At 35.6% G+C, this 26,346-nt stretch carries 16 protein-coding genes; 2 read left to right on the top strand and 14 right to left on the bottom strand.

The annotated features are described in order from the left end of the window. The 8 genes from HCQ94_RS00175 to HCQ94_RS00140 form a co-directional block, all read right to left on the bottom strand. Positions 1-1,821 carry a serine/threonine protein kinase gene (locus tag HCQ94_RS00175; protein ID WP_166982705.1) on the bottom strand — a complete coding sequence of 607 codons (1,821 nt, stop codon included), beginning with the start codon at positions 1,819-1,821 and terminating at the stop codon, positions 1-3. Further along, positions 1,821-3,284, bottom strand: a complete 1,464-nt coding sequence (locus HCQ94_RS00170; protein WP_166982703.1) for a peptidoglycan D,D-transpeptidase FtsI family protein — start codon at positions 3,282-3,284, stop codon at positions 1,821-1,823. The genes HCQ94_RS00175 and HCQ94_RS00170 overlap by 1 nt, the downstream gene beginning before the upstream one ends. Then, positions 3,284-4,780: an FtsW/RodA/SpoVE family cell cycle protein gene (locus tag HCQ94_RS00165; protein ID WP_166978143.1), complete on the bottom strand. Its 1,497-nt coding sequence runs from the start codon at positions 4,778-4,780 to the stop codon at positions 3,284-3,286. The genes HCQ94_RS00170 and HCQ94_RS00165 overlap by 1 nt, the downstream gene beginning before the upstream one ends. Positions 4,781-4,833: 53 nt before the next feature. Further along, the gene (locus HCQ94_RS00160) at positions 4,834-6,099 is read right to left on the bottom strand and encodes a PP2C family protein-serine/threonine phosphatase (RefSeq protein ID WP_166978145.1); all 1,266 of its coding nucleotides are present in this window, start codon (positions 6,097-6,099) and stop codon (positions 4,834-4,836) included. Positions 6,100-6,111: 12 nt separating this feature from the next. Next, on the bottom strand, positions 6,112-6,564 hold the full coding sequence (locus tag HCQ94_RS00155; RefSeq protein ID WP_166978147.1) for an FHA domain-containing protein FhaB/FipA: 453 nt from the start codon (positions 6,562-6,564) through the stop codon (positions 6,112-6,114). Between the two features lie 58 nt (positions 6,565-6,622). Beyond that, positions 6,623-7,327: an FHA domain-containing protein gene (locus HCQ94_RS00150; RefSeq protein WP_166978149.1), complete on the bottom strand. Its 705-nt coding sequence runs from the start codon at positions 7,325-7,327 to the stop codon at positions 6,623-6,625. Between the two features lie 352 nt (positions 7,328-7,679). Continuing rightward, positions 7,680-12,236 (bottom strand): ATP-dependent RNA helicase HrpA, encoded by a 4,557-nt coding sequence (gene hrpA / locus HCQ94_RS00145; protein ID WP_166982701.1) that lies wholly within the window; start codon positions 12,234-12,236, stop codon positions 7,680-7,682. A 353-nt stretch (positions 12,237-12,589) separates the two neighbouring features. Then, positions 12,590-14,890 (bottom strand): YhgE/Pip domain-containing protein, encoded by a 2,301-nt coding sequence (locus HCQ94_RS00140; RefSeq protein ID WP_166982699.1) that lies wholly within the window; start codon positions 14,888-14,890, stop codon positions 12,590-12,592. Between the two features lie 405 nt (positions 14,891-15,295). Between HCQ94_RS00140 and HCQ94_RS00135 the strand changes: the two genes are divergently transcribed. Beyond that, positions 15,296-15,928 carry a TetR/AcrR family transcriptional regulator gene (locus HCQ94_RS00135; RefSeq protein ID WP_166978155.1) on the top strand — a complete coding sequence of 211 codons (633 nt, stop codon included), beginning with the start codon at positions 15,296-15,298 and terminating at the stop codon, positions 15,926-15,928. A gap of 137 nt (positions 15,929-16,065) precedes the next feature. Continuing rightward, positions 16,066-17,724 carry a formate--tetrahydrofolate ligase gene (locus tag HCQ94_RS00130; RefSeq protein ID WP_166982697.1) on the top strand — a complete coding sequence of 553 codons (1,659 nt, stop codon included), beginning with the start codon at positions 16,066-16,068 and terminating at the stop codon, positions 17,722-17,724. Between the two features lie 325 nt (positions 17,725-18,049). Here HCQ94_RS00130 and nrdF read toward each other — a convergent pair whose 3' ends face one another. The 6 genes from nrdF to HCQ94_RS00100 form a co-directional block, all read right to left on the bottom strand. Next, positions 18,050-19,021: a class 1b ribonucleoside-diphosphate reductase subunit beta gene (gene nrdF, locus HCQ94_RS00125; protein ID WP_166978159.1), complete on the bottom strand. Its 972-nt coding sequence runs from the start codon at positions 19,019-19,021 to the stop codon at positions 18,050-18,052. A 74-nt stretch (positions 19,022-19,095) separates the two neighbouring features. Next, on the bottom strand, positions 19,096-21,249 hold the full coding sequence (nrdE, locus tag HCQ94_RS00120; protein WP_166982695.1) for a class 1b ribonucleoside-diphosphate reductase subunit alpha: 2,154 nt from the start codon (positions 21,247-21,249) through the stop codon (positions 19,096-19,098). Then, complete coding sequence (nrdI, locus tag HCQ94_RS00115; protein ID WP_166982693.1) at positions 21,234-21,635, bottom strand: class Ib ribonucleoside-diphosphate reductase assembly flavoprotein NrdI; 402 nt, start codon at positions 21,633-21,635, stop codon at positions 21,234-21,236. The genes nrdE and nrdI overlap by 16 nt, the downstream gene beginning before the upstream one ends. A gap of 82 nt (positions 21,636-21,717) precedes the next feature. After that, entirely contained in the window at positions 21,718-21,966 is a 249-nt protein-coding gene (gene nrdH / locus HCQ94_RS00110) for a glutaredoxin-like protein NrdH (protein ID WP_166978165.1), read from the bottom strand. Positions 21,967-23,817: 1,851 nt separating this feature from the next. Beyond that, positions 23,818-24,522, bottom strand: coding sequence for a 5'-methylthioadenosine/S-adenosylhomocysteine nucleosidase (mtnN, locus tag HCQ94_RS00105; RefSeq protein WP_166982691.1), 705 nt, complete (start codon positions 24,520-24,522; stop codon positions 23,818-23,820). Positions 24,523-24,865: 343 nt separating this feature from the next. After that, entirely contained in the window at positions 24,866-26,338 is a 1,473-nt protein-coding gene (locus HCQ94_RS00100) for an L-serine ammonia-lyase (RefSeq protein ID WP_166982689.1), read from the bottom strand. Positions 26,339-26,346: the final 8 nt, after the last annotated feature.

Here is a 26,346-nt window from a genome sequence, read left to right as displayed (position 1 = left end):
TCATTTCCTTCTTAGTCCATGACTAACTTTTTGTTTGAAAAAACAAAATAGTTTTTCCATTATCCCCATAAACAAATTTTTTCTACTATACACACTACGACATGAAATAGTAGAAACAAAATTCATACGATTAGATAGAGAAATCTTGTCTTTATACATTGTACCTTGACTAGGCACAACAGTTAAAACAAATAACATTTCAAAATCTTTTAAGTAATTGGATGAAAAAATATTTCCAAAATGTTCTACATACAAATCTTTATTCATAAAATCATGCGAGTGAGCATTTAAAAGTGAAGAAAAACCTGTGAAAACAAAATAGAAAAATAGAGCAAAAAATAGCAATATTCCAATACACAAAGCTAGTAAAGTAGTATTCGAAATCTTTTGTTTACTATTTTCATCCGACTCACCACGAATAATTTCATCAAAAGTTTTTCCGAGAAATTTATCTCGAGAAAAATATTTTTTAACATTTTTAATTTTCTTAATTGATGTAGTGTTTAAGTTCGGATACATATTACTCAAAGAAGAAGACTTTTGATTAAGTTTAGATGAAAGATTAATTTCAGATTTATCTGAGCTATCTTTACCGCTTTGTTTTTGAATTGTTTTCAAGTTGTGATTTAGCCCACCACGGCGATAAACTTTCATTTTTTTAGTCTTTTTTACAACTTTTTCAGAAATACGCTCATCATTTTGAGTAGGCTGTTCATCTACCTCAACAGGATTAGAAGATAAAACATCAATATTTTCTGAATCATTAGGCTGATGGCCTAACTCTGAAGAGCTAGAAGTGTTTGTAATGTTTTGATACATATCTGAAAGCTGTGAAACATTTTCAGCTGGACTTTCATGCTCAGCAAAGCTTGACGACTCACTGATTTGTTGCAAAGCAGTATCAGGATCAGCTGAAATCTTTGGAACTTTAAGTGTTTCACGACGAGTCAAAGGACGCTCAAAAGTTGTAATTTCAGCATTCGGCACAACCACATCAGGGCATATCTGTAACATTACTTTATGTAGTTGCTTAGCTAAAACATCAGCGTTTTCAAAACGATCCTCAGGAGATTTGGCTAGCATTTTCTCTATAACAGTAGACAAAGCTGGTGGAATAAACGCTGGTAAAGGAGGCAAAGTCTCATTAACATGCGCAAAAGCAATATCTACTTGAGTTTTACCGGTATAAGGTCTATTGCCCACAACTGCTTCATAAGCAATAATACCCAAAGCATAAATATCACCACGAGGAGAAGCTGCTTCACCTAAAACTTGCTCAGGTGCTAAATATTGAGCAGTCCCCATTACCATACCTACAGCGGTCATATTAGGCTGAGAATCTGACTTTGAAATGCCAAAATCAGTTAGTTTAACAACGCCCTCATCAGTAACCAGAATATTAGCTGGTTTCACATCTCTATGTACAACACCAACTGAATGCAAAGCAAATAGTGCGTTAGAAATCTGTATAAGTATAGGCAACAGCTCACGCACACGTATAGTAGAGCCTGAAACTAGTCGCTTAGATAACGGCTGCCCCTGCACAAATTCCATAGCTATCCAGCCACGTCCATTAGTCTCGTCATGATCTAATACACGAGCCAAGTTAGGGTGCATTACTTTTTTAGCATTCTCAGCTTCCACACGTAGTCGGTTCAAAAACTGTTCTTGTCCAACAAGTTCATCACGCAAAATTTTGACAGCAACAATAATGTTCAAGTGAGTATCTCTGGCACGCCAAACTTCACCCATACCTCCAATGGCTATGCGTGAGAGTAAACGGTAACGGTCTGCAAGGACAAGACCAGCTTCAATTTTCATTAACCAGCCTTCCTAGATGACAAACCAGCAGTTATCAACGACTCAGCTATACGAGCAGCCCTATTAGCATTTTCGTCGTGATGACCTTGATCTACACCTTCAATCAACACAGCAAAAGCAATTTGAGGATTATCAGCTGGAGCATAACCAACTAGCCACGCATGAGGATCCTGACCATCTATACCTGTTTGAGCTGTACCTGTTTTCGCAGCAATTTTCACATCTTTCAAATGAACATTAGTCGTAAAACGTGAAGTTACCACGTATTCCATCATACCTTTCAAATCTTTAGCCACTTGCGGAGTCAAAACATTGGCTGCTATTTCAGGAGTAGTTTGTGAAACAGGTTTTAGATTTGAATCAAGTTCTGCACCTACAACATAAGGTTTCATACGCACACCATCATTAGCAATAGTTGCTGCGACTACAGCCATTTGTAGAGGAGTAGCACGAACTTCATACTGTCCAATTGCTGAATAAGCTAACTGTGGTAAGTATAGTTTATTTGGGAAATTACTTTTAGCTACATTCAAACGAGATAAATCAGTAGTTTCATTGAATCCGAAGTCTTTTGCAAACTTACGAATCTGGTCAGCCCCCAGCTCCATCGCTGATTTAGCAAAAGGTGTGTTACACGACATACCAAAAGCATATCTTAGAGGAACACGACCACTACCACATGGTCTATTAGCATAGTTAGGCAGTTTTTTATCAGAATCTGGCAATGCTAAGAATTGTGGTGCATCTAAAATAGTTTCAGGAGTTATACCATTAGATAGCATTGCAGCAGCTGTAATGATTTTGAAAGTGGAGCCTGGAGGGAAATTATCAGCTGTAGCTTTAGGAACTAGAGGCTGATGCTTATCTTTGTTGAGCGTATCAAAAGCTGACAATGAAGTTTTTCTATCATGTGAAGCAATGCTATTGGCATCATAGTTTGGTGTAGAGTACATTGCCAAAACTGCCCCTGTTTTAGGGTCAAGAGCTACAACAGAACCACGCAGTTTTCCTAGCCCATCAGCAGCTGCACGTTGCATTGCAGGATTTAGTGTAAGTTCAATAGCCCCGCCCTTAGGTTTCTCACCTGTAATAATGCTATTGATTTGAGCCAAAGTCTGCGAATGTGAACGGCCATTTAACACTTCATTGTAAGCTTTTTCTAGTCCAGTAGAAGCATCAGAGACTACTGATAAATAACCTGTTATGTGGGAATACAAGTTCGAATCATTGTATTTGCGTTGCCATTTAAAGGTATCATCAGCTGGATCAGAGGCAGCAATTTCAGCTCCATCAACAATAATCGGCCCACGCTGTTTATTGAATGAGTTATATATGCTTCTCACATTCCTGCTATCAGCACTTAGTGACGGTTCAGCTATTACTTGAATATATGTAGCAGAAACCATGAGAGCAATAAACATCAAAACTACAATAATACTTAAACGTCTGATTTGGCGATTCATTACTTTTCCTCCAAATCATTACTAGATACATCTATTTTTCTCAACCATTTAGGCTTATCTGTTCTCTCCACTAAATCGTCATCTCCAATAGAACCTGTACCAGCAACTGTTACTACTTCTCGCACTGGTTCATATTCCATCAAAACAATTTCTTTTTCAAAAATACAATTACGTCTAGCACTGTCGGTCAACCTAATCAACAGGCCTAATATTATCCAGTTAGAAACCAGCGAAGAACCACCAGATGCTAAGAATGGGGTAGTTAAACCTGTTAGAGGAATTAGACGAGTAACACCTCCAACTATTACAAATACTTGCAAGGCAACAATGAATGACAAACCGGCTGTGAATAGTTTACCAAAATCATCACGCAGCATTTGAGCTGCTTTCAAGCCACGTTGCACGAAAATAGCATACAAACAGATAACTGCCATAAAACCAGTCAAACCAAGTTCTTCACCAATTGAAGCAATTATAAAGTCAGAGTTTGCAAAAGGTACAAGTTGTGGGAATCCTTTACCCCAGCCAGTACCAGTCAAACCACCATTTGCCATACCGAAAAGCCCTGAAACTAGCTGTCCTGAACCACCAGGATCTTGGTTGTAAATCTGGTTATCAAAAGCGTTCCACCAAATATTAAACCTAGCACCAACGTGAGGGAAAATCTTTGCAGCTACGACCGCACCTGGGGCAAACATTACTAGTCCCATGATTATCCAAGAAACTCTGTCAGTAGCTAGATATAGCATTGCTACGAATAAACCAAAAATTAGTAATGAAGTTCCTAGATCACGTTGTAATACAAGTACACCAATGGAGGCTATCCAAGCGATAATCAAAGGAGCACAATCTCTTATCCTAGGTAGGCGTATACCTAAAATTTTACGTCCACCTAAAGCTAACTTTTCTCTAGTCTGCATAAAATATCCAGCAAAGAATAATACAAGACAAAGCTTAGCTATTTCTCCAGGTTGGAAAGAGAAAGATCCTAGATGAATCCAAATTCTAGCACCATAAATATTTAAACCTAAACCTGGAATCATCGGTAATAATAGTAAGATAATTGAAAGCAAACCAGCTGTATAAGTAAAGTTACGTAAATCACGATGATCACGTATTACTATGAAAACAAAAACACAAGCGCTAATACCAATTAACGACCAAACTAACTGTCTACTATCAACAATAAACCCAGTTTGTCCCAATGCTTTATATGAGTAATCAAGCCTATAAATCATTGCCAAACCAAGCCCATTTAAAGCTACACCTATAGGTAGAATAATAGGATCAGCATAAGAAGCAAAACGGCGAATTATGAAGTGAACACCAAAGGTTACTAAAATCAGAATTGATGCATGCAAAAATAACTTTGATGGAAGTTGTCCAGTCCTATTTAGAGCAACAATTACGTACCCACCAATACCTATAGCTAAAGCTATAATTAGTAGAACGAATTCAAGTCCTCGTTTTGATCCAACTAAGTCTTCGTTTTTCATTTTTGCACCTGAATTTTATTTACAATTAGAGTTCTCAAGTATTTAACCTGTGTTCATTCTTTAGAATCTTTGTTATCAGAGGATTTCTTCTCTATATATTCTTTTTGTATATTATCTAAACGGTTTATATATTTTTTAGCCTCTGACAAGTTATCGAAAGAAATGTTATCTTTCAAGGTTTGCTGATAAGCATGAGGTAAGTCATGAGTATCAATGTCAGTAATATATTGCGGTTCAAATAAATCGAAACCAACTACTGTCTGAGGTATTCCTTTATAGAGAACAACTTGTCCTTTATTGTTTTGGGTAATAAAATATTTGCCTTGTGTCCAACTATAAGCAAAAAATAATCCAGTAGAAATTCCACACAGTATAAACAAAGTTACTAAAGTCGCAATTATACCTTTTTTGTGGCTCTTTTTAGGTTTAGTAACTGTAGGGGTTTTCTTTTTCTTTTCGTTTAGTTTTTCACTAGTCTTATCGAAATGTTCAGCAGCCATTGCTGCCGGTGTCTGTTCTCTTCTGATTTTTTCTAGACGATCAGTAGAAGCAGCTCCTACAATGCGTGTTTGACTTTCGTCTTGCTCATCAGCGCTGATGACATCGAAAATAACACAAGTAATATTATCAGGTCCGCCACCACGCAATGCTAAGGAAATAAGCTTTTCACAGCACTCATCAGGGTCTTTCACAGTATTCATCACATCTTGCATTGTTTGACTACTGACTACACCTGATAACCCATCTGAGCATAATAGATATCTATCTCCAATTACTGCTTCTCGCATTGATTCATCTAAGGTTACATCTGTTATCGAGTCACCTAGCACTCGTAACAACATTGATCTACGAGGGTGATTTTCAGCTTCCTTAGGTGTAAGCTGTCCTGTCTGAACTAGATACTGAACAAAAGAATGGTCAACTGTTATTTGCTGAATTACTCCATCACGTAAAATGTATGCTCTGGAATCTCCAATATGCGCCATTGCTAACTTGTCACCAGATTTCAAAACAGCAATACAGGTAGTACCTAGTCCCACGAGTTCAGAGTTATTAGACGAACGTTCAATCAGCTCTTCATGAGCAGCAGCCACCTTTTCGCGTATGAGAGGTATCATTTCTTCTACAGCAATATCCGGGGCATCCAGCTCCTTCAAGTGTGAAATAGCTACACTAGAAGCGATGTCACCTCCAGCTGGTCCTCCCATACCGTCAGCAAGCACACATAGGTTCTCGCCAGCATAGCCAGAATCTTGGTTCTGTTTCCTTATCATGCCTATGTCTGAACGAGCAGCGAAACGTAACTTGGTTTTACTCATGCTTTCAGTACCTTACTTTCGCAGTTCCATAACTGTTTGTCCGATTCTTATAGTATCACCGAGGCGTAATATCATCGGTGATTTAACCTTTTCTTGACCTAGGAAAGTACCGTTTGTGGATCCTAAATCTTCAACTACCCATTTATTACCATCATTGAAAACTTTGGCATGTAAACTAGAAGCATAAGTATCGTTAATTACAATTGTGCAGGTAGGGGAACGCCCGATAGTAACAGTATTTCCAGGTAATAGCTGAATGGTCATACCAACCATAGATCCTTCAGTTATCACAAGGCTTCTATTAGTGTCACTGTCATATTGTTCTTGAACACCTTTGGGTGTTTTCTTGCTGAAAACTTTTCCATAAAGGTCACTTTTGATTACTATGACGCAAGCTAAAACCATGATCCACAGTAACGCTAGATAACCAAGTCTGATTAGCGTTATTGTTAATTCACTGTCCATAGGATTATTTCCTGTCTGCCTGTTACCTGTTTTGTTTCACGTGAAACTATATAAATACTTACTGATAATTCTCGTCATCAGGTGATGCCCAAAACAATATTCGAGTACGTCCAATTGTAATTTGGTTACCATCTACAAGTGTAGCGATGTCTGTTCTGTGACCTTCTATATACGTTCCGTTAGTTGAGCCAAGATCTTTTGCGACAACACGCTCTGGAGTGATTTGAATTTGCAAATGCCTACGAGAAATACCTGTGTCATTTATAACAATGTCACAGTCACTACCCCTACCTAACACTGTTACTGCACCTGTTAGTAAATAGCGTGTTCCATCTATTTCAAGTATAGGATGCTGTGCTGAAGAACTCGTTGTTGCTGGAGCTATTGCACCACGCCTAGTTGTTGAAACTACTTGCAATGTTCCTGTTGGCAACACGTCATCGACTGTAAAGTTAACGTTCACTGGACCTACAAAGGAATAACGCTGATTCATAGCGTGGTTTGTAGCTGACTGTACGGCTTCTTCAGCCATAGTGTCGATTCCCCATTGTTCGAGCTGTTCCATGTCACTACTCGATAAGGAAATAATAAAATCATTTGGTGCAATAGTTCTTGTTTTAGATACGTCTGCTACTTTATCGTCCATTTCTTGTTTTATTGCACTAACTATGTCAACAGCTTTTACTTCTGTCTTAAAATGCTTATTAAATGGGGTTTTTATCGCTCTTTCCAAGCCTTTTTCAATCTTCTTTAGGTATCCCAAGCTTATCCCCTACTCTAATATAATCGTATTTTAAAATAGTTATACATAATACGTATTTTACATTTTATTTCTTCAAATTAACGTATTTACGGCGTTTTTGCTACTATTAGTCATGTCTTTTTTAATTTTTCAGCATTTTTAATCAATTTCTACCTCTTCGTAAGCACTTTTAAAACCCTAAACAATAGATATATAAACGAAACTTCTAAATTCTAAATGTTTAATTAGTTTTAGGACTTCAGCGCACATAAAACTCACATATGCTCTATATAAGTAAAATTTTGGAATATATTTGGAAACATTATCATTAAATTTTTTGTAATGCTTATATTTATATATTCTTTAGTTAATTTTAGATAAGTTCCTCCAAATATTTTGTTATTCGTTTATCTGAAACTTTTACTGTAGTCCCTAAATGCTGAGCAAACAAAGATATATGGTATTCGTATATTAAATATCTTATATTTTGTAGTATTTGATATAAATTCGAGTAGTTTTCTTGCTTATCAGCTAAAGCAGTAGAATTTGCTTTCAAGAAAGTAGCTGTTCTATCTTTCACACTGTTAAATTTCCAAACTAAAGTCTGGTCTTGTGACGGATTCTGCTTTGCTTTCATTAGTCTGTAAATATTGCTTTGAATATACTTATGGAAACGACTTAGCCCCGATAAATCATTATTACGTAAAAATCCGTCATATATTAAGATGTCTAATTCTTGTTTAATATCAGTTATTGTATGCAAAATGGCGATATTATTACTTGTCTTCATTTCATCATTTAGGGACTTTGCTGTTTCAAAGATTTCAACACAAATCTTTAAAATCTCATAAACTTTATCCTCTAAATTGTTATAAATGTATTTTTCTAAAGTGTCATATTCATCTTTGGTAGATGGGTATAGCTTTTCGCAAGTTTCACAAGTGCTGTCAAAAACATTTTCTTCATGAGAGTCAAATAATGTTCTCACAGCTAAATACTGTGCATCTGAAACAAAACTATCAATATCTTTATACGGATTTAAAGCCAAAATAGTTGCTTCTTTTCCTGTCCATCTTGTCGTTATTCTCTTTGTAGACAAAGACAATTTTTTAGTAAGCAAATGCATAGTTGCATTTTTGTGTAACCATTTTTGTAACTTAGGGTCAGCAACTAAAGTTACATTTACGTTGAAGTCTTCTTGAAGTAGCTCATCTTCAGAAAAATCCTCTAGTTTATTCTTATTATCATTTTCTTTCATGAAAGGCGTAGAAAAACTCATAAAAGGATTGTGCTTAAACAAATTGTTGAGTAGCTGTTTTAAGTTTTGCTTGCCATAGTGATTTTTTGAGGCAAAGGTAGTAGATAAATCAACTAAAGGAAGTTTATGTTTTGAAGACAAAGTTAAAGCCGGATACAACAACAAATCTTTATATTTCACAGGAGTTGTATCAAAGTTATTAGGATATTCGTAAAAGTCTTTACCGTACTCTTCATATTTCTTACGCATAGACTTTATTTCTTCAACTATTCCCAAAGAGTAGTTATCTTGAGGAGTTTCAGTTCCACTGTCCAGATTTTTCTGAGTAGCTTGTATTTTACTTTCGCGTTCAAGTAAAGAATTTTGCAAAGCCTGAAGATTACGTCCTTCACATATAGTCAAACCTTTTTCATTCACTACTTTGAAATTCATCAGCAGATGCTTAGGTAACTTTGAGGTAGCTTCCTGCCAGTTTTCAAAGGTCACATCTATGTTTTTCAGCAGCAAAACACCTTTTCTGAAAGCCTCAAACATTGGCTGATTTAGGTAATAGTTTTTCTTATCATTTTTTAAAGTAGTAGTATTTTTACTAGAAGTCTCTGAAATAGCTGGATTATCTTGACTCTTACCTACTTTAGTATTTTCACCAGCTCTCTGATTTGTAGTTTTTACAGACTGCTTTTTCTTTTCACTAAGTTTTTCTTTCATTACAGCTTCATTTAAAAGTTGCCTATGTAAATCTTTAAAATCATCAAACTTTCCACTAAAGTTTTTGAGTTTAGAAGTCACATCAACTATTTCTTCAGTATCAATTACTTGTGTACTATCAACAGTTTCAACATTGTATTGTTCAGCTGGAGTATGGAAAAATTCCAAAAGTTTACCTGTCAAATCAGGTATAGGCACTAAAAACTTTCTAATGTTTTTCGGCAAATTCTTGAGCAAATTATATATTAACTCCTCAAGCAAACCTTCTACTAACCATTCGAAACGCTCTGAACTCAAATTTTTAGCTACGGCAACAGGAACTTTTACAGTAATGCCATCACGTTCACTTTGAGGATTAAAAACGTATTTTAAGTCTAGTTTATGTCCGTCAACTTCTAACGTTTTAGGATAATCAGAGTTGAAAACTTGACCTTTGAACAAAAACTTATTATCAAAGTCCAAAATACTTTTATCTTTTTGTTTTTTCCACCAAAAATCAAAATGTTTCGCTGAAATAATATTGTCAGGTAGCTTTTCATCGTAGAAGTCAAATATATCTTGATCGTCCACAACTAAACCAAAATCTCGCTGACGATTTTGTAAATCAATAGCTCTGCCTAGACGAGATTCATTAGCTTTATAGAATTTATGGTGTGTAAACCATTCACCTTCAACTAAAGCATTTCTAATAAATGATTCCCTAGCGTACTCACGAGCTTGAACTCCATCAAATTCTATGTCTAATCTTCCCAAAAGAACTGTTCTATCACTAATAATTGGCAAACCGTATAGCAGTACTTTTTCTTTAACTAAAGTAGCTCCAGATTTTTTCGACCAAATTGGATCAGAGTAATTATATTTCACTAAAAATCGAGCATATTTTTCTATCCACTCAGGGTTTATTTTAGCCACTGTACGAGCAAAAACTCTTGAAGTTTCAACTATTTCAGCGCACATAACCCATTCGTGTTTCACCCCATATAAGCTAGATCCAGGCCATATAATGAATTTCGACCCTCTCGTACCACTATATTCACCATGTTTAGAGTCATAATATCCAATGTTTGACAATAACCCCACTAACAAAGAACAATGTATTTGATCGCTATCAGGAGTGTCTTTACTCTTACCATAACTGACACATAAGCTAGCTATTTCGTCATTACTCTTAGTCGCATGTTCTTTTTTAGAAATTTCTGGTAGCGAAATATAGTCAGCTTTAAATCCTAAGTTTTCTGTAAGCTCAATTAACTGGTTAACTATGTCAATCCACTCTCTAATACGTAAATAGTGGAAAAACTCATTCTTACACATTTTACGAAAAGCTGAGCCGGAGAGGTTATTTGACTGTAAACGCAAGTATCTCCACAAAGTTAGGTAGGTCAAAAAGTCTGATGTGGAAGCGTTAAAACGGCTGTGACATTGGTCGCTAGCCTCTTGATATTCTAAAGGTCTTTCTCTGACATCTTGCATTGACAAGGCAGCAACTATAACAATAACTTCACTTAAGCAGCCGTTTTTATCAGCTTCAACTAGCATTCTTGCCAAGCGAGGATCAATAGGCATCTTAGCTATTTGTTTTCCAAGCTTAGTTATTTTATAAGTACCAGATAAGTTTGTGGGAGTTTTAGAAGTAGCTAAGCCAGTATTTTTCACATCAACACTTCTAAAAGCCCCGATCTCTTTCAGTTGCTGTAAACCATTTTTTAAGGCTTTAATGTCTGGTTTATCTATAAATGGGAAGTCTTCTATATTATTCAAACCTATAGATACCATTTTTAGAATTACTGCAGCTAGAGAAGTCCTCAGTATTTCAGGTTGCGTGTATTCTGGTCTATTTTTATAGTCTTCTTCACTGTAAAGTCTAATCGCTATACCGTCTTGGACTCGTCCACAACGCCCAGATCTTTGGTTAGCGCTGGCTTGTGATATAGGTTCAATCGGTAGGCGTTGTACTTTTGTTCTATTAGAGTATCTTGATATCCTAGCCAAACCGGGGTCAACCACATATCTTATTCCTGGCACAGTCAAAGAAGTTTCAGCAATATTTGTAGCTAAAACTATACGAGTCTTTGTGTGGTTTGGTTTGAAAATTTTCATCTGCTGGGTTGTTGATTGCCTTGAAAATACTGGTAAAATCTCACATTTTTCACCATAGTAATCTTCTAAAGCATTTTGAGTGTCACGTATATCTTTTTCTCCAGCTAAAAATACTAATATATCGCCTCTGCCACACTGTATTAGTTCGTCACAGGCTTGTATTATGCCAAAAACTTGGTCAACTTGTTCTTCAAGCTTAGTTGTTCTGTTACTTTCGTTTTCTTCCACATTTACAACGAGTGGTCTGTACCTAATTTCTACTGGATATGTTCTACCGCTTACTTCAATTATTGGGGCTGGTTTTCCATTTGTAGCAAAGTGTTTAGCAAATTTTTGTGAGTCGATTGTGGCAGAAGTTATTATTATTTTTAAATCTGGACGTTTTGTTTTTAGAGTAGACAAATACCCAAGTATAAAGTCAATATTTAGAGATCTTTCATGTGCTTCGTCAATTATTAAGGTGTCATATTTTTTCAAAAGAGGGTCGGTTTGAATTTCATTCAGTAAAATACCGTCCGTCATTAGTTTTACTTGTGTATTTTCATTGGTGTGATCTGTGAATCTTATCTGGTATCCAACTTGTTCACCAAGTTCTACTCTTAATTCTTGAGCTATTCTAGATGCAACTGTGCGTGCTGCTAATCTGCGGGGCTGAGTATGACCTATTACACCGTTTACACCTCTACCTAATTCTAAGCATATTTTAGGTATTTGTGTTGTTTTACCTGAGCCTGTACTTCCAGAAATTATAGTTACTTGGTTTTCTTGTATAGTATTTTTTAGCACAGTTTTTAGTGCAGTTACAGGAAGGTTATCTGGATAAGTTATTGTATTTGGATTTATAAGATTCTTATTAGTTTGCACACACCTATTTTATAGTATTTTCTTTTATTTTTCTGTTTACTGTGAATTTTATATATGTGCGTTAGCGGATAAGTTCATTAATTATTAAAGTGTCATATTTTTCAAAAGTGTACAAGCTAGATCAAATGAAGTTTTATTAGAGTTCTGAAAAAAGTTAATTGTTAAAACGTTTATTTGCTGATTTTAGGTTGGATTTTACTTATAAGGTTTCTTAAATTGGCTAATAATTTAGAAATTGTACTCCAATTGCCAGTATTCGTTTAAAAATTTATGAGAGCCACGGTTTTACATAGCTCTCATAATTTTTGTGTTATTTTATTAGGGGTGTGAACAAATACTATAAAGACTTCAGCTTATGCTTTATTTTTCTCAGAAGCATACTTTGTCGCCAAAATCGTTCCTAGTATTCCTACAAATGCTGTTATTGCTAGTACAGTCATGTGAACTGCTAAGCTCTGTCCAGCATTTGAAGTGTATATTCTGATTGCTTCAGTTGTGTAGGTTAGTGGTAGCCATGAGCTTATTGTCTGTATGAAGCTTGGCATTATATCCATTGGATAAGTTAATCCTGTTGCTACCATCTGTAAAACTAGAAGCAAAATGGAAATCGCTTTACCTTTTCTTGAGAACAAAGCAATTAATGCTTGATTTACGAGTGTAAATGCTAGGGTTGATAAAGTGATTACTAGAATAAATCCACCTAGGTTTGCCAGTGATAGTCCAAACAATGTATTTGTTATTATCCCGACGAATAAACCTTCTACTATGCCAACCACACCTGCTAATCCTAGAGATTTAGCTAGATTAATCTGGTTATTTTCGTTACGTGATAGTGCTGGGATTAATGAGAACACTAGCAATGGTAGTAACCACAAACCTAGTGATAGGTAGTATGGCAAAGTTCCGATACCACTATGCATAACTGGGTGTATACGCTCAATTTTAGCCTCTATAGGCTTAGCTATATGTGTACCTATTGCTTGAGAAGTAGCCTCGTCATAAGATGGAATCTTTTCAGCACCTTCAGTCAAACTTTCATCTAGTTTGTGTGCTCCATCGTTTATTTTGCCACTACCATCTGCTAGTTTATTTACACCATCTGTGAGCTGAGGCACTTTACCACTCAATAAACTTACACCTTGGTTTAGTTTGCTTGTGCCGTTATTCAACGTGTGTAGACCAGCGTTTAGCTGAGCTGAACCTTGATACGCACTAGCAATACCCAATGGTAGTTTTTGTGAGCTTAAGTATAGTTCGTTTGCTCCTTGTGATAACTTATTTGTGCCTTCGTTTAGCTTTGGTGCGCTCTGATTTAGTTTAGTTGCACCATTTTCAAGCTTTACTGATGCATCGTTTAATTGTTTTACTGCACCAGCTATCTTTGTAATACCTTGGTTTAGCGGAGCTGATTTGCCTTCTAGTTTTGCAAATCCTTCTGATATTTGTAGTAGGCTTTGTGCTATTTTTTCTGTTTGACGGCTTGATGTTTGTAACGCACCTAGTTCTTGAGGCTGTAGCTTTGTTGCTTGCAAACGTGTACAAGTTTGGCTTCCTGCCATTGGTGCTGTCTGACACATTTCTTCAATTATTTGTTGTGTTTGTGTAATTTTCTGATTTGTGCCATCCAATAGACGAGTTATATTTTGCAAACCTTGTCCTGCTTGTTTTAGTCCTTCTTTGTTTGCAATTATGCTGTCTACACCTTGCGTATATGCTCCGATACTGTCTTTTAGCACATTTACATTTCCATTAGGTGATGAGTTAACTGAATTTAATCCGTATTTTACAGAGCTTATGCCTTGGGCTAGTTGTGCTATGCTTCCTGATAATGCTTGAGTGTTATTTGCTAAAGATTTTAGATTTGTGTTGATTTTTCCTATGTTTTCTGGAATAAGAGGAGCTTTAGCACTTAGTTCTTGTAGACCTCTTTCTAGTTTTTCTGAGCCTAGTGATAGTCTATTTGCACCATCGTTTAGTTGGCTTGTTCCTTTAGTTAGGTCTGGAATTTTATTTACTAGCTGATCTGTTCCTGCTTTTAGTTTGTTTATACCGCCATTTAGTTTTTCAGTAGCTTCTGATAATTGTCCAGTACCATCTGTAGCTTTTACTAATGACTCTTTGATTTTTGTTATAGAGCTAAGCATTTTACTGCTCATCTTTTTAGTAATATCTGCTCTAACTTCTGCCTGGATTACTTTACTAACTGTATCTGCAATTGTTCCAGTGTTGTAGTTAATTGCATCATTAGTTTGTAGTGTTATGTGTTCCATTTTTGGTTCTGTAGAAGCATTTTTTGGTAAATTAGATATATTTTTTGTGAAGTCTTTTGGTATTGTTAGAACTACTTTGTGATTACCATTTTCTAAATTTGTTTTCGCCTTGGCTAAGTTATCTTCTTTTATCCAATTAAACCCTTTATCACTTTCTAAAAGGGTTTTTTCAATTTTTTCACCTATATTAACCTTTTCGGCATCTTGAGTAATACCTTGATCTAGGTTAACAATACTTGCATTTATATTCTTTAATTTTTCAGCTGGATCTGAACCATTTAAAAGTAGCGTTCCTAAATATACATACATTAATGGAATCGCTATTAGTGTTACTATGATTGTCACTAATTTAAGTTTTGACTTAGTTATATCGCTTACAGTCATAAAACATCCTTAATACGGTTGCGTATCTAATTAATCTATTTTAGATACGAACATGTATCTAATTACAAGTAAAGAATACATCATTTTTCAAATACAGCAAAAAATACACTCGATTTTATTCAAAATTTTCAAACATGCTAACATGACAAATATAACAACCATGAGGTACGAAAACTCGCACCTCATAGCATCAGTGATTACTCCTTTGAAGTGTGAGAAAATATCTAGAGGTTATGAATCTCACGAAAACAACCTCCAAACACTTCAACTAGTTCGACACAGCATTTAAATACGTAGTTGAACTAAATGTATGTATATAAAATACATTTACGTATCTTATATACACTTAAGATACCTTTTAAAGTTTAAATATGCAAGAATATATTAAAGGAAAAAGGGATATATATGACAAACAAACAAATGAGTAAAAGAAACAAAGAAAATACAAAAATAAATTTGCTGTCATCAGCTAAAGAACTTTTTATAAAACACGGTATTGCTAGTACTACTATCGAAAATATAACAAAGAACGCTGGTTACACACGTGGAGCTTTTTACTCAACTTTTGAATCAAAAGACGAATTAATACAAATACTAATGCATGAAGAATTTGCCAACTTAGTAAAAGCGTACTCACAAAACTTGTTCGAAACCACTAAAGAAAACACTGAACGCCTTGACCCAGAACAAGTAATAGAGCTAATCCTTACCAAAGTACCCCTAGACCTAGATTTCCACATAATTAGAACCGAATTTTACTTGTACGCAATACGCACACCTGAATGTATACAACCATATAAAGATGCAATGCGTTACACTAAAAATGCTTTCTCACAGACATTAATTGAGTACTTAGATAAAATGAATCTAAGACCAACAATAAGCATGAGTAACATAATCGACACAATAATGGCAACTATAAACATAACAATGCACAATGTAATTCTCACAGAGGACGCACAAAATTACCCAGCCAGACTGGCTAAAAGTATATTTCCTAAAATCCTAAAAGCAACGACTCAAAATATAACTGAATAACTAAGTAATCAAAAGTAAAATTTCACCCGAATACCACACAAATAAAATAAATATTTTTAAAATAAATATGAGTTGTTTATACAGATAATAGGCGCTGAATGTTACACTTTTAACCACCTCTACGAAAAGGCTAAAAAATGAAACATATCAGTGAAGTTGCCAATAGTTTTGGGATCAAAGACGATTATTTAGAACTATATGGCAAATATAAAGCAAAGTTGTCTTACAAGTTCATAAAAGAAAATACTTATAAAGACAAGAAAAAAGGCAAATTAATCCTTGTAACTGCAATTAACCCAACACCTGCAGGAGAGGGTAAAACAACAGTTACCATATCTTTAACTCAAGGGTTAAACAAAATAGGCAAAAAAGCAGTTGCTGCTTTGCGTGAACCTTCTCTAGGTCCATGTTTTGGAATGAAAGGCGGAGCTAGCGGTGGCGGAAAGTCTTGCTTGATACCTGAAAATGACTTAAATCTACATTTTACAGGTGATTTTCATGCAATAACTTCAGCAAATAACCTAATAGCAGCTGTTTTAGATAATACTCTTCATCAAGGTAATTCTCTGAATATAAACCCTAAGCGTATATTGTGGAAACGTGTTTTAGACATGAATGATCGTCCTTTGCGCGATATCGTAATAGGTTTAGGTCCGCATACAAATGGGCTAACTCGCGAAGATGGCTTTATGATTAGTGTTGCATCTGAAATTATGGCAGTATTTTGTTTAGCAACTGATTTAAATGACTTGCGTAAACGTCTAAATAATATAATCGTTGCTTATACCTTTGATAATAAACCTGTACGAGTTGAAGATTTAGGAATAGTCGGCTCATTGATGGCTTTGCTCGTTGAAGCTTTCAAACCTAATATCATTCAAACAACCGAAGGTAATTTAGCTGTAGTCCACGGTGGTCCTTTTGCTAATATTGCTCATGGTTGCAATAGTGTTCTAGCAACTCGCACGGCTCTATCAATTGGCGAATATGCTATAACAGAAGCTGGATTTGGGGCAGATCTTGGGGCTGAAAAATTCTTCGATATCAAATGTAGAACTAGTGGGCTATACCCTGACGCTGTGGTAATAGTAGCAACCATTAGAGCTTTGAAATTCAACGGAGGAGTCGACAAGACAGAGTTGACTGAAGAAAACTTGCAGGCTCTTGAAACTGGTTTCGTAAACCTAGAACGCCATGTAAAAAACATGAAATCATTCGGCAAGCCTGTATGTGTAGCAATAAACCGTTTCTCTAGTGACACAGATAAAGAAGTAGAGCTACTAAAAGATTTATGTAAGAAGCTTGAAGTTCCTTGTGATATTTGTGATGGTTTTAGTGCAGGCGGTGAAGGTACTGTTGATTTAGCTGAAACTGTCGTAAAAATTACTTCTGGTGAAGATTTATCAGAAGGTAAAGAGCAACTTAATTTCTATCCTTACGATTTAGAAGATACTGTTGAGACAAAAATCTCAAAGTTATCCTCAAAGTTCTACGGAGCTAGCAATGTGGAATTTTCAAGTGCTGCTCGTAAAAGCATGGTAGAAATAGAGAAAATGGGGTGCGGTAACTTACCTATTTGTGTCGCTAAAACTCCTTACTCTTTCTCAGATAATGCCAAGCTCTTAGGAGCTCCTTCAGGATTTACAATAACTGTCAGTAAGGTTCGTTTATCAGCCGGAGCTGGAATGGTCGTCTTAGAAGTGGGTAATATTATGACAATGCCTGGACTTCCAAAACTACCAGCAGCTTTAGATATCGATATTGACGATGATGGAAACATTTTAGGAATGATTTAAGGTTTAAATAATCAACCTAATTACTTTCAGCATTCAATATAGGGCTACAATTTCTAAATATTGTAGCCCTAAACTTTTGAGCCAAAAAACAAGTAAAATAAGCGAATATTTGCCTTGAAAAATTAATTTTGAAAATCTATCGCCAAGTATACAAAGCTATAAAATTTCACATCTTTGCAACATATGACGAAAGAAATTTATAAAATGCTGTTGTTTCACGTGAAACATTATTTGTTTTTAAAAAATTATTAGGGTGTGAAACATTGCTCACACCCTAATAAATCTAGCTATAAATATAGGAATTTATAAATTTTATTCGCAATCTTTAGAAATCCCAGTCGTCATCTTCAGTAGCTTCAGCTGTACCGATGACATATGATGAACCAGATCCTGAGAAGAAATCGTGATTTTCATCAGCATTTGGTGAAAGTGACGCCAAAATTGCAGGGTTCACATCAGTAGCTTCTGGTGGGAACAATGCTTCATATCCTAAGTTCATCAAAGCCTTATTAGCGTTATAACGTAAGAATTTTTTGACATCTTCTGTAAGCCCCATTGGGTCATACAAATCTTCTGTGTATTGTTCTTCGTTTTCGTATAGTTCATACAACAAGGAGAAAGTATAGTCTTTCAGTTCTTCACGACGAGCATCTGAAGCCTTTTCTAGGGCTTTCTGATACTTGTAACCGATATAGTAGCCATGAACAGCTTCATCACGAATAATTAGACGGATAAGATCTGCTGTATTTGTCAACTTAGCGTGTGATGACCAGTACATTGGAGCATAAAATCCTGAGTAGAAAAGGAAAGACTCTAGCATAGTGGAAGCTACTTTACGTTTTTCAGCATCATCACCATGATAGTAGCTAAGTATAATTTCACCCTTTTTCTGTAGGTTTTCGTTCTCTTCACTCCAGCGGAAAGCTTCGTCAATTTCAGCAGTTGAAATTAGAGTTGAGAAAATTGAAGAGTATGACTTAGCGTGTACTGATTCCATGAAAGCAATATTTGTATAAACAGCCTCTTCATGTGGGGTAATTGCGTCAGGAATCAAACTAACAGCACCAACTGTACCTTGCACAGTGTCTAGCATTGTCAAACCTGTGAAAACACGTGTAGTCATAAGTTGCTCGTGTGGTTTCAAAGTTTTCCATGACTGAATATCGTTAGACAATGGAATTTTTTCAGGCAACCAAAAGTTACCAGTCAAACGATCCCATACTTCTAAGTCTTTATCGTCTTCAATCTTATTCCAGTTAATCGCTTGAACTTTATTTACAAGCTTAATCTCGCTCATACTTTTCCTTATTTCTATATTTACAGCTTATTACTTATAACTAGTTATACTTCAAGCATACAACTAAAGTTGCTCTAAAGCATACAAGATACACAACCTTCAACTTGCGTTCCCTCTAAAGCTAATTGACGCAAACGAATGTAATACAAAGTCTTTATACCTTTTCTCCATGCGTAAATTTGTGCTTTATTCAAGTCACGAGTTGTAACTGTATCTGGGAAAAACAAAGTCAAACTCAATCCCTGATCAACGTGCTGTGTTGCTACCGCATACGTATCAATTATTGCTTCAGGACCAATTTCGTAAGCATCTTTGTAATATTCTAGGTTATCGTTATCCATGTATGGAGCTGGATAGTATACACGTCCAATTTTGCCCTCTTTACGAATTTCAATGCGTGAAACTATAGGGTGTATTGAAGATGTCGAGTTATTTATGTAGCTAATCGAACCTGTTGGTGGAATTGCTTGTAAGTTCTGGTTATACATTCCATATTTAGCAACTCTTTCGGCAAGTATTTTCCAGTCCTCAACTGTTGGGATTTCAATACCTGCTTGCTCGAATAGTCCTTGAACTCGTTCAGTTTCTGGTTTCCACTCTTTGCTAATGTATTTTTCAAAGTATTCGCCACTAGCATACTTAGACTTTTCAAAACCTGCAAAAGTTTCATTTCTTTCTTCAGCAATTTTGCTTGAAGCTAAGATTGCATAATAGTTTACGCAATAGAAATATATGTTTGTAAAATCTAGAGCTTCTTCACTTCCGTAATGGATTTTTTCTTTAGCTAAATATCCATGCAAGTTCATCTGTCCTAGACCAACAGCATGACTCATCTTGTTACCACGTTCAATAGATGGCACACATTCAATGTCTGATTTATCAGAAACAGCTGTTAGGGAACGTATAGCTACTTCAACTGTTTTACCAAAGTCAGGCGATTCCATTGTTTTAGCTATATTCATTGAACCCAAGTTACATGAAATATCTTTACCTATAACTTTGTAGTTTAAGTTTGGCTCATATTCACTTGGCTCAGATACCTGCAAAATTTCGCTACACAAGTTTGACATCGAAATACGACCATCAATTGGATTTGCACGGTTTACTGTATCCTCAAATACAATATATGGATAGCCTGATTCAAATTGAATTTCAGCGATAGTCTGGAAGAAACGACGAGCATTTACTTTCTTTTTACGGATACGACCATCATTTACCATCTCATAATATTTTTCAGTAATTGAGATATCTGACATTGGTTTTCCATATACTCGCTCAACATCGTATGGTGAGAACAAGTACATATCTTCGTTTTTCTTAGCGATTTCAAATGTTATGTCTGGTATAACTAAGCCTAATGATAGTGTTTTAATGCGGATTTTTTCATCAGCATTTTCACGCTTTGTATCAAGGAATTCCATAACATCCGGATGGTGTGCATTAATATAAACAGCTCCAGCACCTTGCCTTGCACCTAACTGGTTAGCATAGCTGAAGGAGTCCTCGAGCATTTTCATTACTGGAACTACACCTGATGACTGGTTTTCAATCTTCTTGATAGGAGCTCCAGCTTCACGCAAGTTTGTTAAGCATAAAGCAACGCCTCCGCCACGTTTTGATAACTGTAGTGATGAGTTTACAGCACGAGCAATTGATTCCATGTTATCTTCTATGCGAAGGAGGAAACATGAAACTAGTTCACCGCGCTGAGCTTTTCCAGCGTTCAAGAAAGTTGGTGTTGCTGGTTGTAAGCGACCCGAGATTATTTCTTCCATAATCTGTTCAGCTAGTTTTTCGTTACCATCAGCTAGGTATAGTGAAACCATCGCTACTCGGTCTTCAAATCTTTCCAAGTAACGTTTTCCATCGAAAGTTTTTAGGGTATAAGATGTGTAATATTTGAAAGCACCTAAGAAAGTAGGGAAACGGAATTTTTTAGCATAGACTTTCTTGAATAGTGACTTTATGAACTCGAATGAGTATTTGTCAAACAGTTCTTTTTCATAGTATTTATGTTCTAGCAAGTAATCTATTTTTTCACGTAAATTGTGAAAGAACACTGTATTTTGATTAACGTGCTGCAAGAAATATTGACGAGCTGCTTGTCTGTCAGCATCAAACTGAATCTTGCCTTGAGCATCATACAAGTTTAGCTTTGCGTTTAATGCATGATAGTCAGTTTGTTCGTTTGTTTCTTCTAAACCTGTGTCGGTTAGTGTTTCTGCCAAAACTTTTCCAATCCTTCACGTACTTTTTCGACATCTTGTGGAGTACCTAGTAATTCGTATTTATATAGGAAAGGTACACCAAGTTTTTGTGCAATAATATCGCCCGCTATACAATATGCTTCTGAAAAATTTGTATTACCAGAAGCTATTACTCCCTTACATAGCGAACGATTGTGTTCATTATTTAGGAATTTAATTACTTGTTTAGGTACTGCTCCCTTTATATTTCCGCCACCATATGTCGGAACTATCAAAACATACTCTTCATCAACTTCCAAAAAAGGATCTTTTGGAAGTAGCGGTATACGACGAGCCGGCAACCCGAGTTTTTCTACGAACCGAGCTGTGTTCTCAGAGGCTGATGAGAAATAAACTATATTTCCCACGTTTATCACTCCTAAATAATTTATTAACACATAAATTAATGGCAACACTATATAGAAAAGTGTTGCCATCGTTTACGAAAGCTTATGCGTTTGCGACAGCTAATGCAGCTTCAGTTATCATTGAAATTTTATCTGGCCTAAAACCTGCCCAATGATCGTTGTCTGTAACTACAACTGGTGCTTGCTGATAGCCTAGGGATTTTACGTACTCTAGTGCTTGAATATCTTCAGCAATATCTACTGTTTCGTAATTAATTCCTTTTTTATCTAAAGCACGTTTTGTGGCGTCACACTGTACGCATCTTGGTTTTGTGTAGACTGTGATGCTCATCTTTTCCCTCTTATTTCCCTAACGGTTACTACCGTGTTAATTTCATTTATGTAATTCTTTTTTTGTTACTAGATAATACTAGCTGTTGTATTCAAATATGTCTATAACCACTATATATTGTGTCTACCATATAATGTGTATATTTCGTGGAAAATTTGTGGAAAGTATGTAGATAACTTTTGTTTTAAAAAATCTATAAATATTTTTCGTTAGTATTTATGCGAGTTTTCAGGTAAATAAGCTGTGTAAAACCTCTGAAAAAATATTCAGAAAAATGTGGAAAACTTTTTTAGATTTATTCTCTTTGGCGTGTCGAACCACAATATCTTGTCTTAAGATTTATTAAATATCATTTTTATAAAGAAATAATATCCACATCATTAATCTTGAATAATTCCATTAATTTAATTTATAATTTAATTATAGGTTGTAAGTAATTTTATTCTTGCTACTTTCTATCCTACACGAATACTAATTCATAGATTCAGTCAACGGAATAGAAAATTATGTGTTTATGAAGGAAAACCAATAACTGGAGCACCATATAGGGATTGGTTTCCAAATAGAAACACGTGTATAGGAATATTTACACAACCTCAAATTCCTCTTTGGAAAAAATATGTATGTGGCTTATGGGCAGGTTTATGTAGACCTAATCTATATAACCCCATACATACAATTAATATAACTCAGGAGGAATTATGGATTGGACAGCGTACTTAACTGGTGGAATAATCGCTACACTATGCTTAGTTCCAATGAGATATAGCCTACGAAACTATTTGTAGAAAAAACGTGACACAATGACAAGTGATGTTGACAGAAAAGCTATGGACAAAGTCATAAGTGATGTAGAGCAGACAAAAATATACATCCATTACGGTGGACACTACTAAATAAACTTGCTGGAAACAGTGGCACAATAAAGAGTATCGCGACTTATATTAATGGTTTGCTTGGTTAATATAAGTCGCATACTCATTTATAAAATAGATTAATAATTATCCAATCCTCAATATACTTACTTTCCTGCATTTTCAAGTACCTGAATGTGATTTTATTGCTCACCTACACATATATAACGATGTAAATAAATTTTTGACAGAAATAGAGTTTTTATAACTAATGCTCAATAATTTCCCCAAAAGACATGGTAACTAATTCAGCAACTTTATTTGTAAAGGAATCAGAGCTCTAATTTTAAACTAAGTAGCCACGTAATAATTCAAAATTGTAAAGCATAGCTTATATAAAGATTAAATACCACCACAAAACAGTTTCTAAAAAATAAAACTTATAGCGTAAAAGTAGTACTTACCTGATAATCTGTGAAATAAATTTATAAAGACAAGAATGCTAGATTCGTAGATACAATAACTAGTAAATAAGCGTATTGTTGTCACAGCCAAGTGACAAGTAGTTTTACTATAACCTATATCAAAAATAAAAAGACAACCAAATACATCTAACAGATGATATAACTAGCTTAGTTCTATCATTAGCCAAAAACACATTTGCCTGTTTCCTTGAAAGTTATTCTGTAAATACAAAATAAATGACTCACATAGTAAGCTATAAACTCAAAACGCAAGTTAAACAAAGCTCATAGACACTACTAACACTATTGGCAAACACTCACTCATTTACCCCAATGCGAGGGCAAAGTTGAAGTAATAACAATAGCAACAATAGCGTTACTACTGCCATAACTGTTTTGAACAAAACTCTAAGATAAAGCTAAGTTTTTCTCACATCATCACATATCTGCTTACTGCTTATTGCAAACTACAAACTCTGTAAATGAAAGTGAGAAAAACTAAGTAGGAATAATTTTTACTCCCAATAATCACTTTATAAAGCAGACAAAATATTTAAAACAGTCTTAGCGCTACGCAAAACTACACGATCAAGATCCATGTAAAAATCTTTATCAGCACTAGGACCACATAAATCTGAAATACACCTAACTGATAAGAAAGAAATATCATTTACATAACAAACTTGAGCTATAGCTGTTGTTTCCATGTCTGTAGCCAAACATTCAGGGTAATCTTCACGTTTAGTACCAATATTAGCCTCTGTAACAAAGCTATCCCCAGAAATTATTTGACCATAAAAAATACGGTCTTCATTTAGAATAGACTTAGCAACATCTAAAAGTTTTTCATCACCAAAGTATTTCACAGGCATATGTGGTAGCTGACCTAATTCGTAACCGAAAATACGTGCATCAGCACCGTTGTAAGTGTAATCAGTACCACAAACTATGTCACCTACACGTATATCAGCACCCATACCACCAGCTGAACCAGCAGAAAAAACGTACTCAACGTCATATTGAGCCAAGACACTAGAAACAGCAACAGTTGCATTGACCAGCCCCACACAGCTTTGTACTAAAATAAACCTAACACCTTCGTGTTCTAGTTCCCAACCAGTAGCAACATTATTAATTTTGAACTCACGCTTTACATCAGCTAAATCCAAGAAAGGCTGAGCTTCTTGTTTCATAGCTACACTAACAAGGGCTTTATATTTATTTGTCTCTGCACTCATTACTTCTCCACTACTTGCATAACAGTGATTTTACACAGTTATATTAAACATTTTAGTACCTGCTCTGATTTATAGTGTAGCAATAATATTCGGCTTACAAGAAGCGGATATTAAAATTGTGGAAAACTCTGTCGTAAAAGTATCGCACTCACTTTGTTTTTAATACATCAATGAAAATTCACTATTTTACGCATATTTCTTGTAATTTTTCTAATTTGAACAAAGTTAGACTAAATATTTCAAGTAGCCAAAAACTTCTCTAATCAATAAACCTAAATCAGTTAAAATACTTAAAACGTAAAACCATTGAAATATCAACTATCTGCGAGACTATGCAAGCAAGTTAACACTCTACAACGTTTACGGCAAGACCACCCTCTGAAGTCTCTTTATACTTTGAAAGCATATCTTTACCTGTTTGTCGCATAGTTTCAATAACTACATCAAGACTTACATTATGGTTTCCATCAGACCATAAAGCCATACGAGCAGCATTAATTGCTTTGACTGCAGCTATAGCATTTCGTTCAATACATGGTATCTGGACTAAACCAGCTACAGGATCGCAAGTTAGCCCAAGGTTGTGTTCCATCGCTATTTCAGCAGCGTATTCTACTTGCTGCGGGTTTCCCCCGAAGACTTGAGCAAGACCAGCTGCTGCCATCGCTGCTGCTGAGCCGACTTCACCCTGACAGCCCACTTCAGCTCCAGCAATTGAAGCGTTGGTTTTAATTATCGAGCCTATCGCTGTTGCTGTCAGTAAGAAGTCCTTACAGCCCTGCAAACTAGCATTTGGCACAAATACCTTATAGTAGCCTAGAACTGCTGGAATAATACCAGCTGCGCCGTTTGTAGGGGCTGTCACTATTCTGTGCCCAGCAGCATTTTCCTCGTTCACAGCGAGCGCGAATAAATTCACCCAATCCATAGCTCTAAGCGGATCTATATTTGTTCCAGCCCAAGCATACTGTTCGGTGCTTTCATGCAGATCGCATTTTTCAGCATTGTGTTTGCGGTCGCAGAGTTGTTCGAAAAGTTGCCTAGCCCTGCGCTTAACATTCAGCCCCCCGGGTAGTATACCTTTTGTTTTGCAGCCTGTCTTAATGCAATCATTCATAGCTTCTAATACTTCATCTAGGTAGCTATCAATCTCTTGCTCATCATACATACTTAGTTCGTTTTCGTAAACAATTTTACTGATTGACAACCCTGATGTTTCGCACTGTTTTAAAAGCTCTCCACCTGTAGTAAATGGGTAAGGTATTGGTTTTTTTCTATCTCTCAAGTTACTTTCATCTAGTGAATAAATTTCACCTGAGGTAGGTTCTACCATGACAAACCCACCACCGACTGAGTAATAAGTATTAGTTAAAATTATTTTGCCATCGCTATTTAAAGCTGTAACTTTCATCCCATTTACATGAAAATCTGGAACTATGTGTGACATAAATTTAACATTTTTTTCTAAGCTAAATTCTACTGTCCCAGCAGGTGTAACTATGACACCACTTTCTTGAATTTTTTCTAATATAGTTTCGAGTTCGCTAGTTGGTACCGTCTTAGGGTCGTGACCACATAAACCTAATACTGAAGCTTTATCAGTGTAGTGGCCTTTTCCTGTTGCTGCTAATGAACCATATAGTTCTACGTTTAGTTCTTTTAAAACAAAATTGTTTATAGTTTGTAATTCTTGTATAAAAGCATTCGTTGCTCTCATTGGCCCAACTGTGTGGGAAGAAGATGGACCTATGCCAATCCTAAACATGTCATGTACACCTAGTTGGTGACATTCTTGAATTTTCTCAGCAGCTTGCATCTTACCTT

The organism is Actinomyces sp. zg-332, assembly GCF_011751945.2.
GTDB lineage: Bacteria > Actinomycetota > Actinomycetes > Actinomycetales > Actinomycetaceae > ZJ293.
Note: the sequence above shows the minus strand (reverse complement) of the source record. Positions and strands in the feature narration are given on the sequence as shown.

Coding starts and splice junctions, on each gene's coding strand:
- HCQ94_RS00175 (WP_166982705.1), bottom strand. CDS start 1,821: ATGAAAATTGAAGCTGGTCTTGTCCTTGCAGACCGTTACCGTTTACTC.
- HCQ94_RS00170 (WP_166982703.1), bottom strand. CDS start 3,284: ATGAATCGCCAAATCAGACGTTTAAGTATTATTGTAGTTTTGATGTTT.
- HCQ94_RS00165 (WP_166978143.1), bottom strand. CDS start 4,780: ATGAAAAACGAAGACTTAGTTGGATCAAAACGAGGACTTGAATTCGTT.
- HCQ94_RS00160 (WP_166978145.1), bottom strand. CDS start 6,099: ATGAGTAAAACCAAGTTACGTTTCGCTGCTCGTTCAGACATAGGCATG.
- HCQ94_RS00155 (WP_166978147.1), bottom strand. CDS start 6,564: ATGGACAGTGAATTAACAATAACGCTAATCAGACTTGGTTATCTAGCG.
- HCQ94_RS00140 (WP_166982699.1), bottom strand. CDS start 14,890: ATGACTGTAAGCGATATAACTAAGTCAAAACTTAAATTAGTGACAATC.
- HCQ94_RS00135 (WP_166978155.1), top strand. CDS start 15,296: ATGACAAACAAACAAATGAGTAAAAGAAACAAAGAAAATACAAAAATA.
- HCQ94_RS00130 (WP_166982697.1), top strand. CDS start 16,066: ATGAAACATATCAGTGAAGTTGCCAATAGTTTTGGGATCAAAGACGAT.
- nrdF (WP_166978159.1), bottom strand. CDS start 19,021: ATGAGCGAGATTAAGCTTGTAAATAAAGTTCAAGCGATTAACTGGAAT.
- nrdH (WP_166978165.1), bottom strand. CDS start 21,966: ATGAGCATCACAGTCTACACAAAACCAAGATGCGTACAGTGTGACGCC.
- mtnN (WP_166982691.1), bottom strand. CDS start 24,522: ATGAGTGCAGAGACAAATAAATATAAAGCCCTTGTTAGTGTAGCTATG.
- HCQ94_RS00100 (WP_166982689.1), bottom strand. CDS start 26,338: ATGCAAGCTGCTGAGAAAATTCAAGAATGTCACCAACTAGGTGTACAT.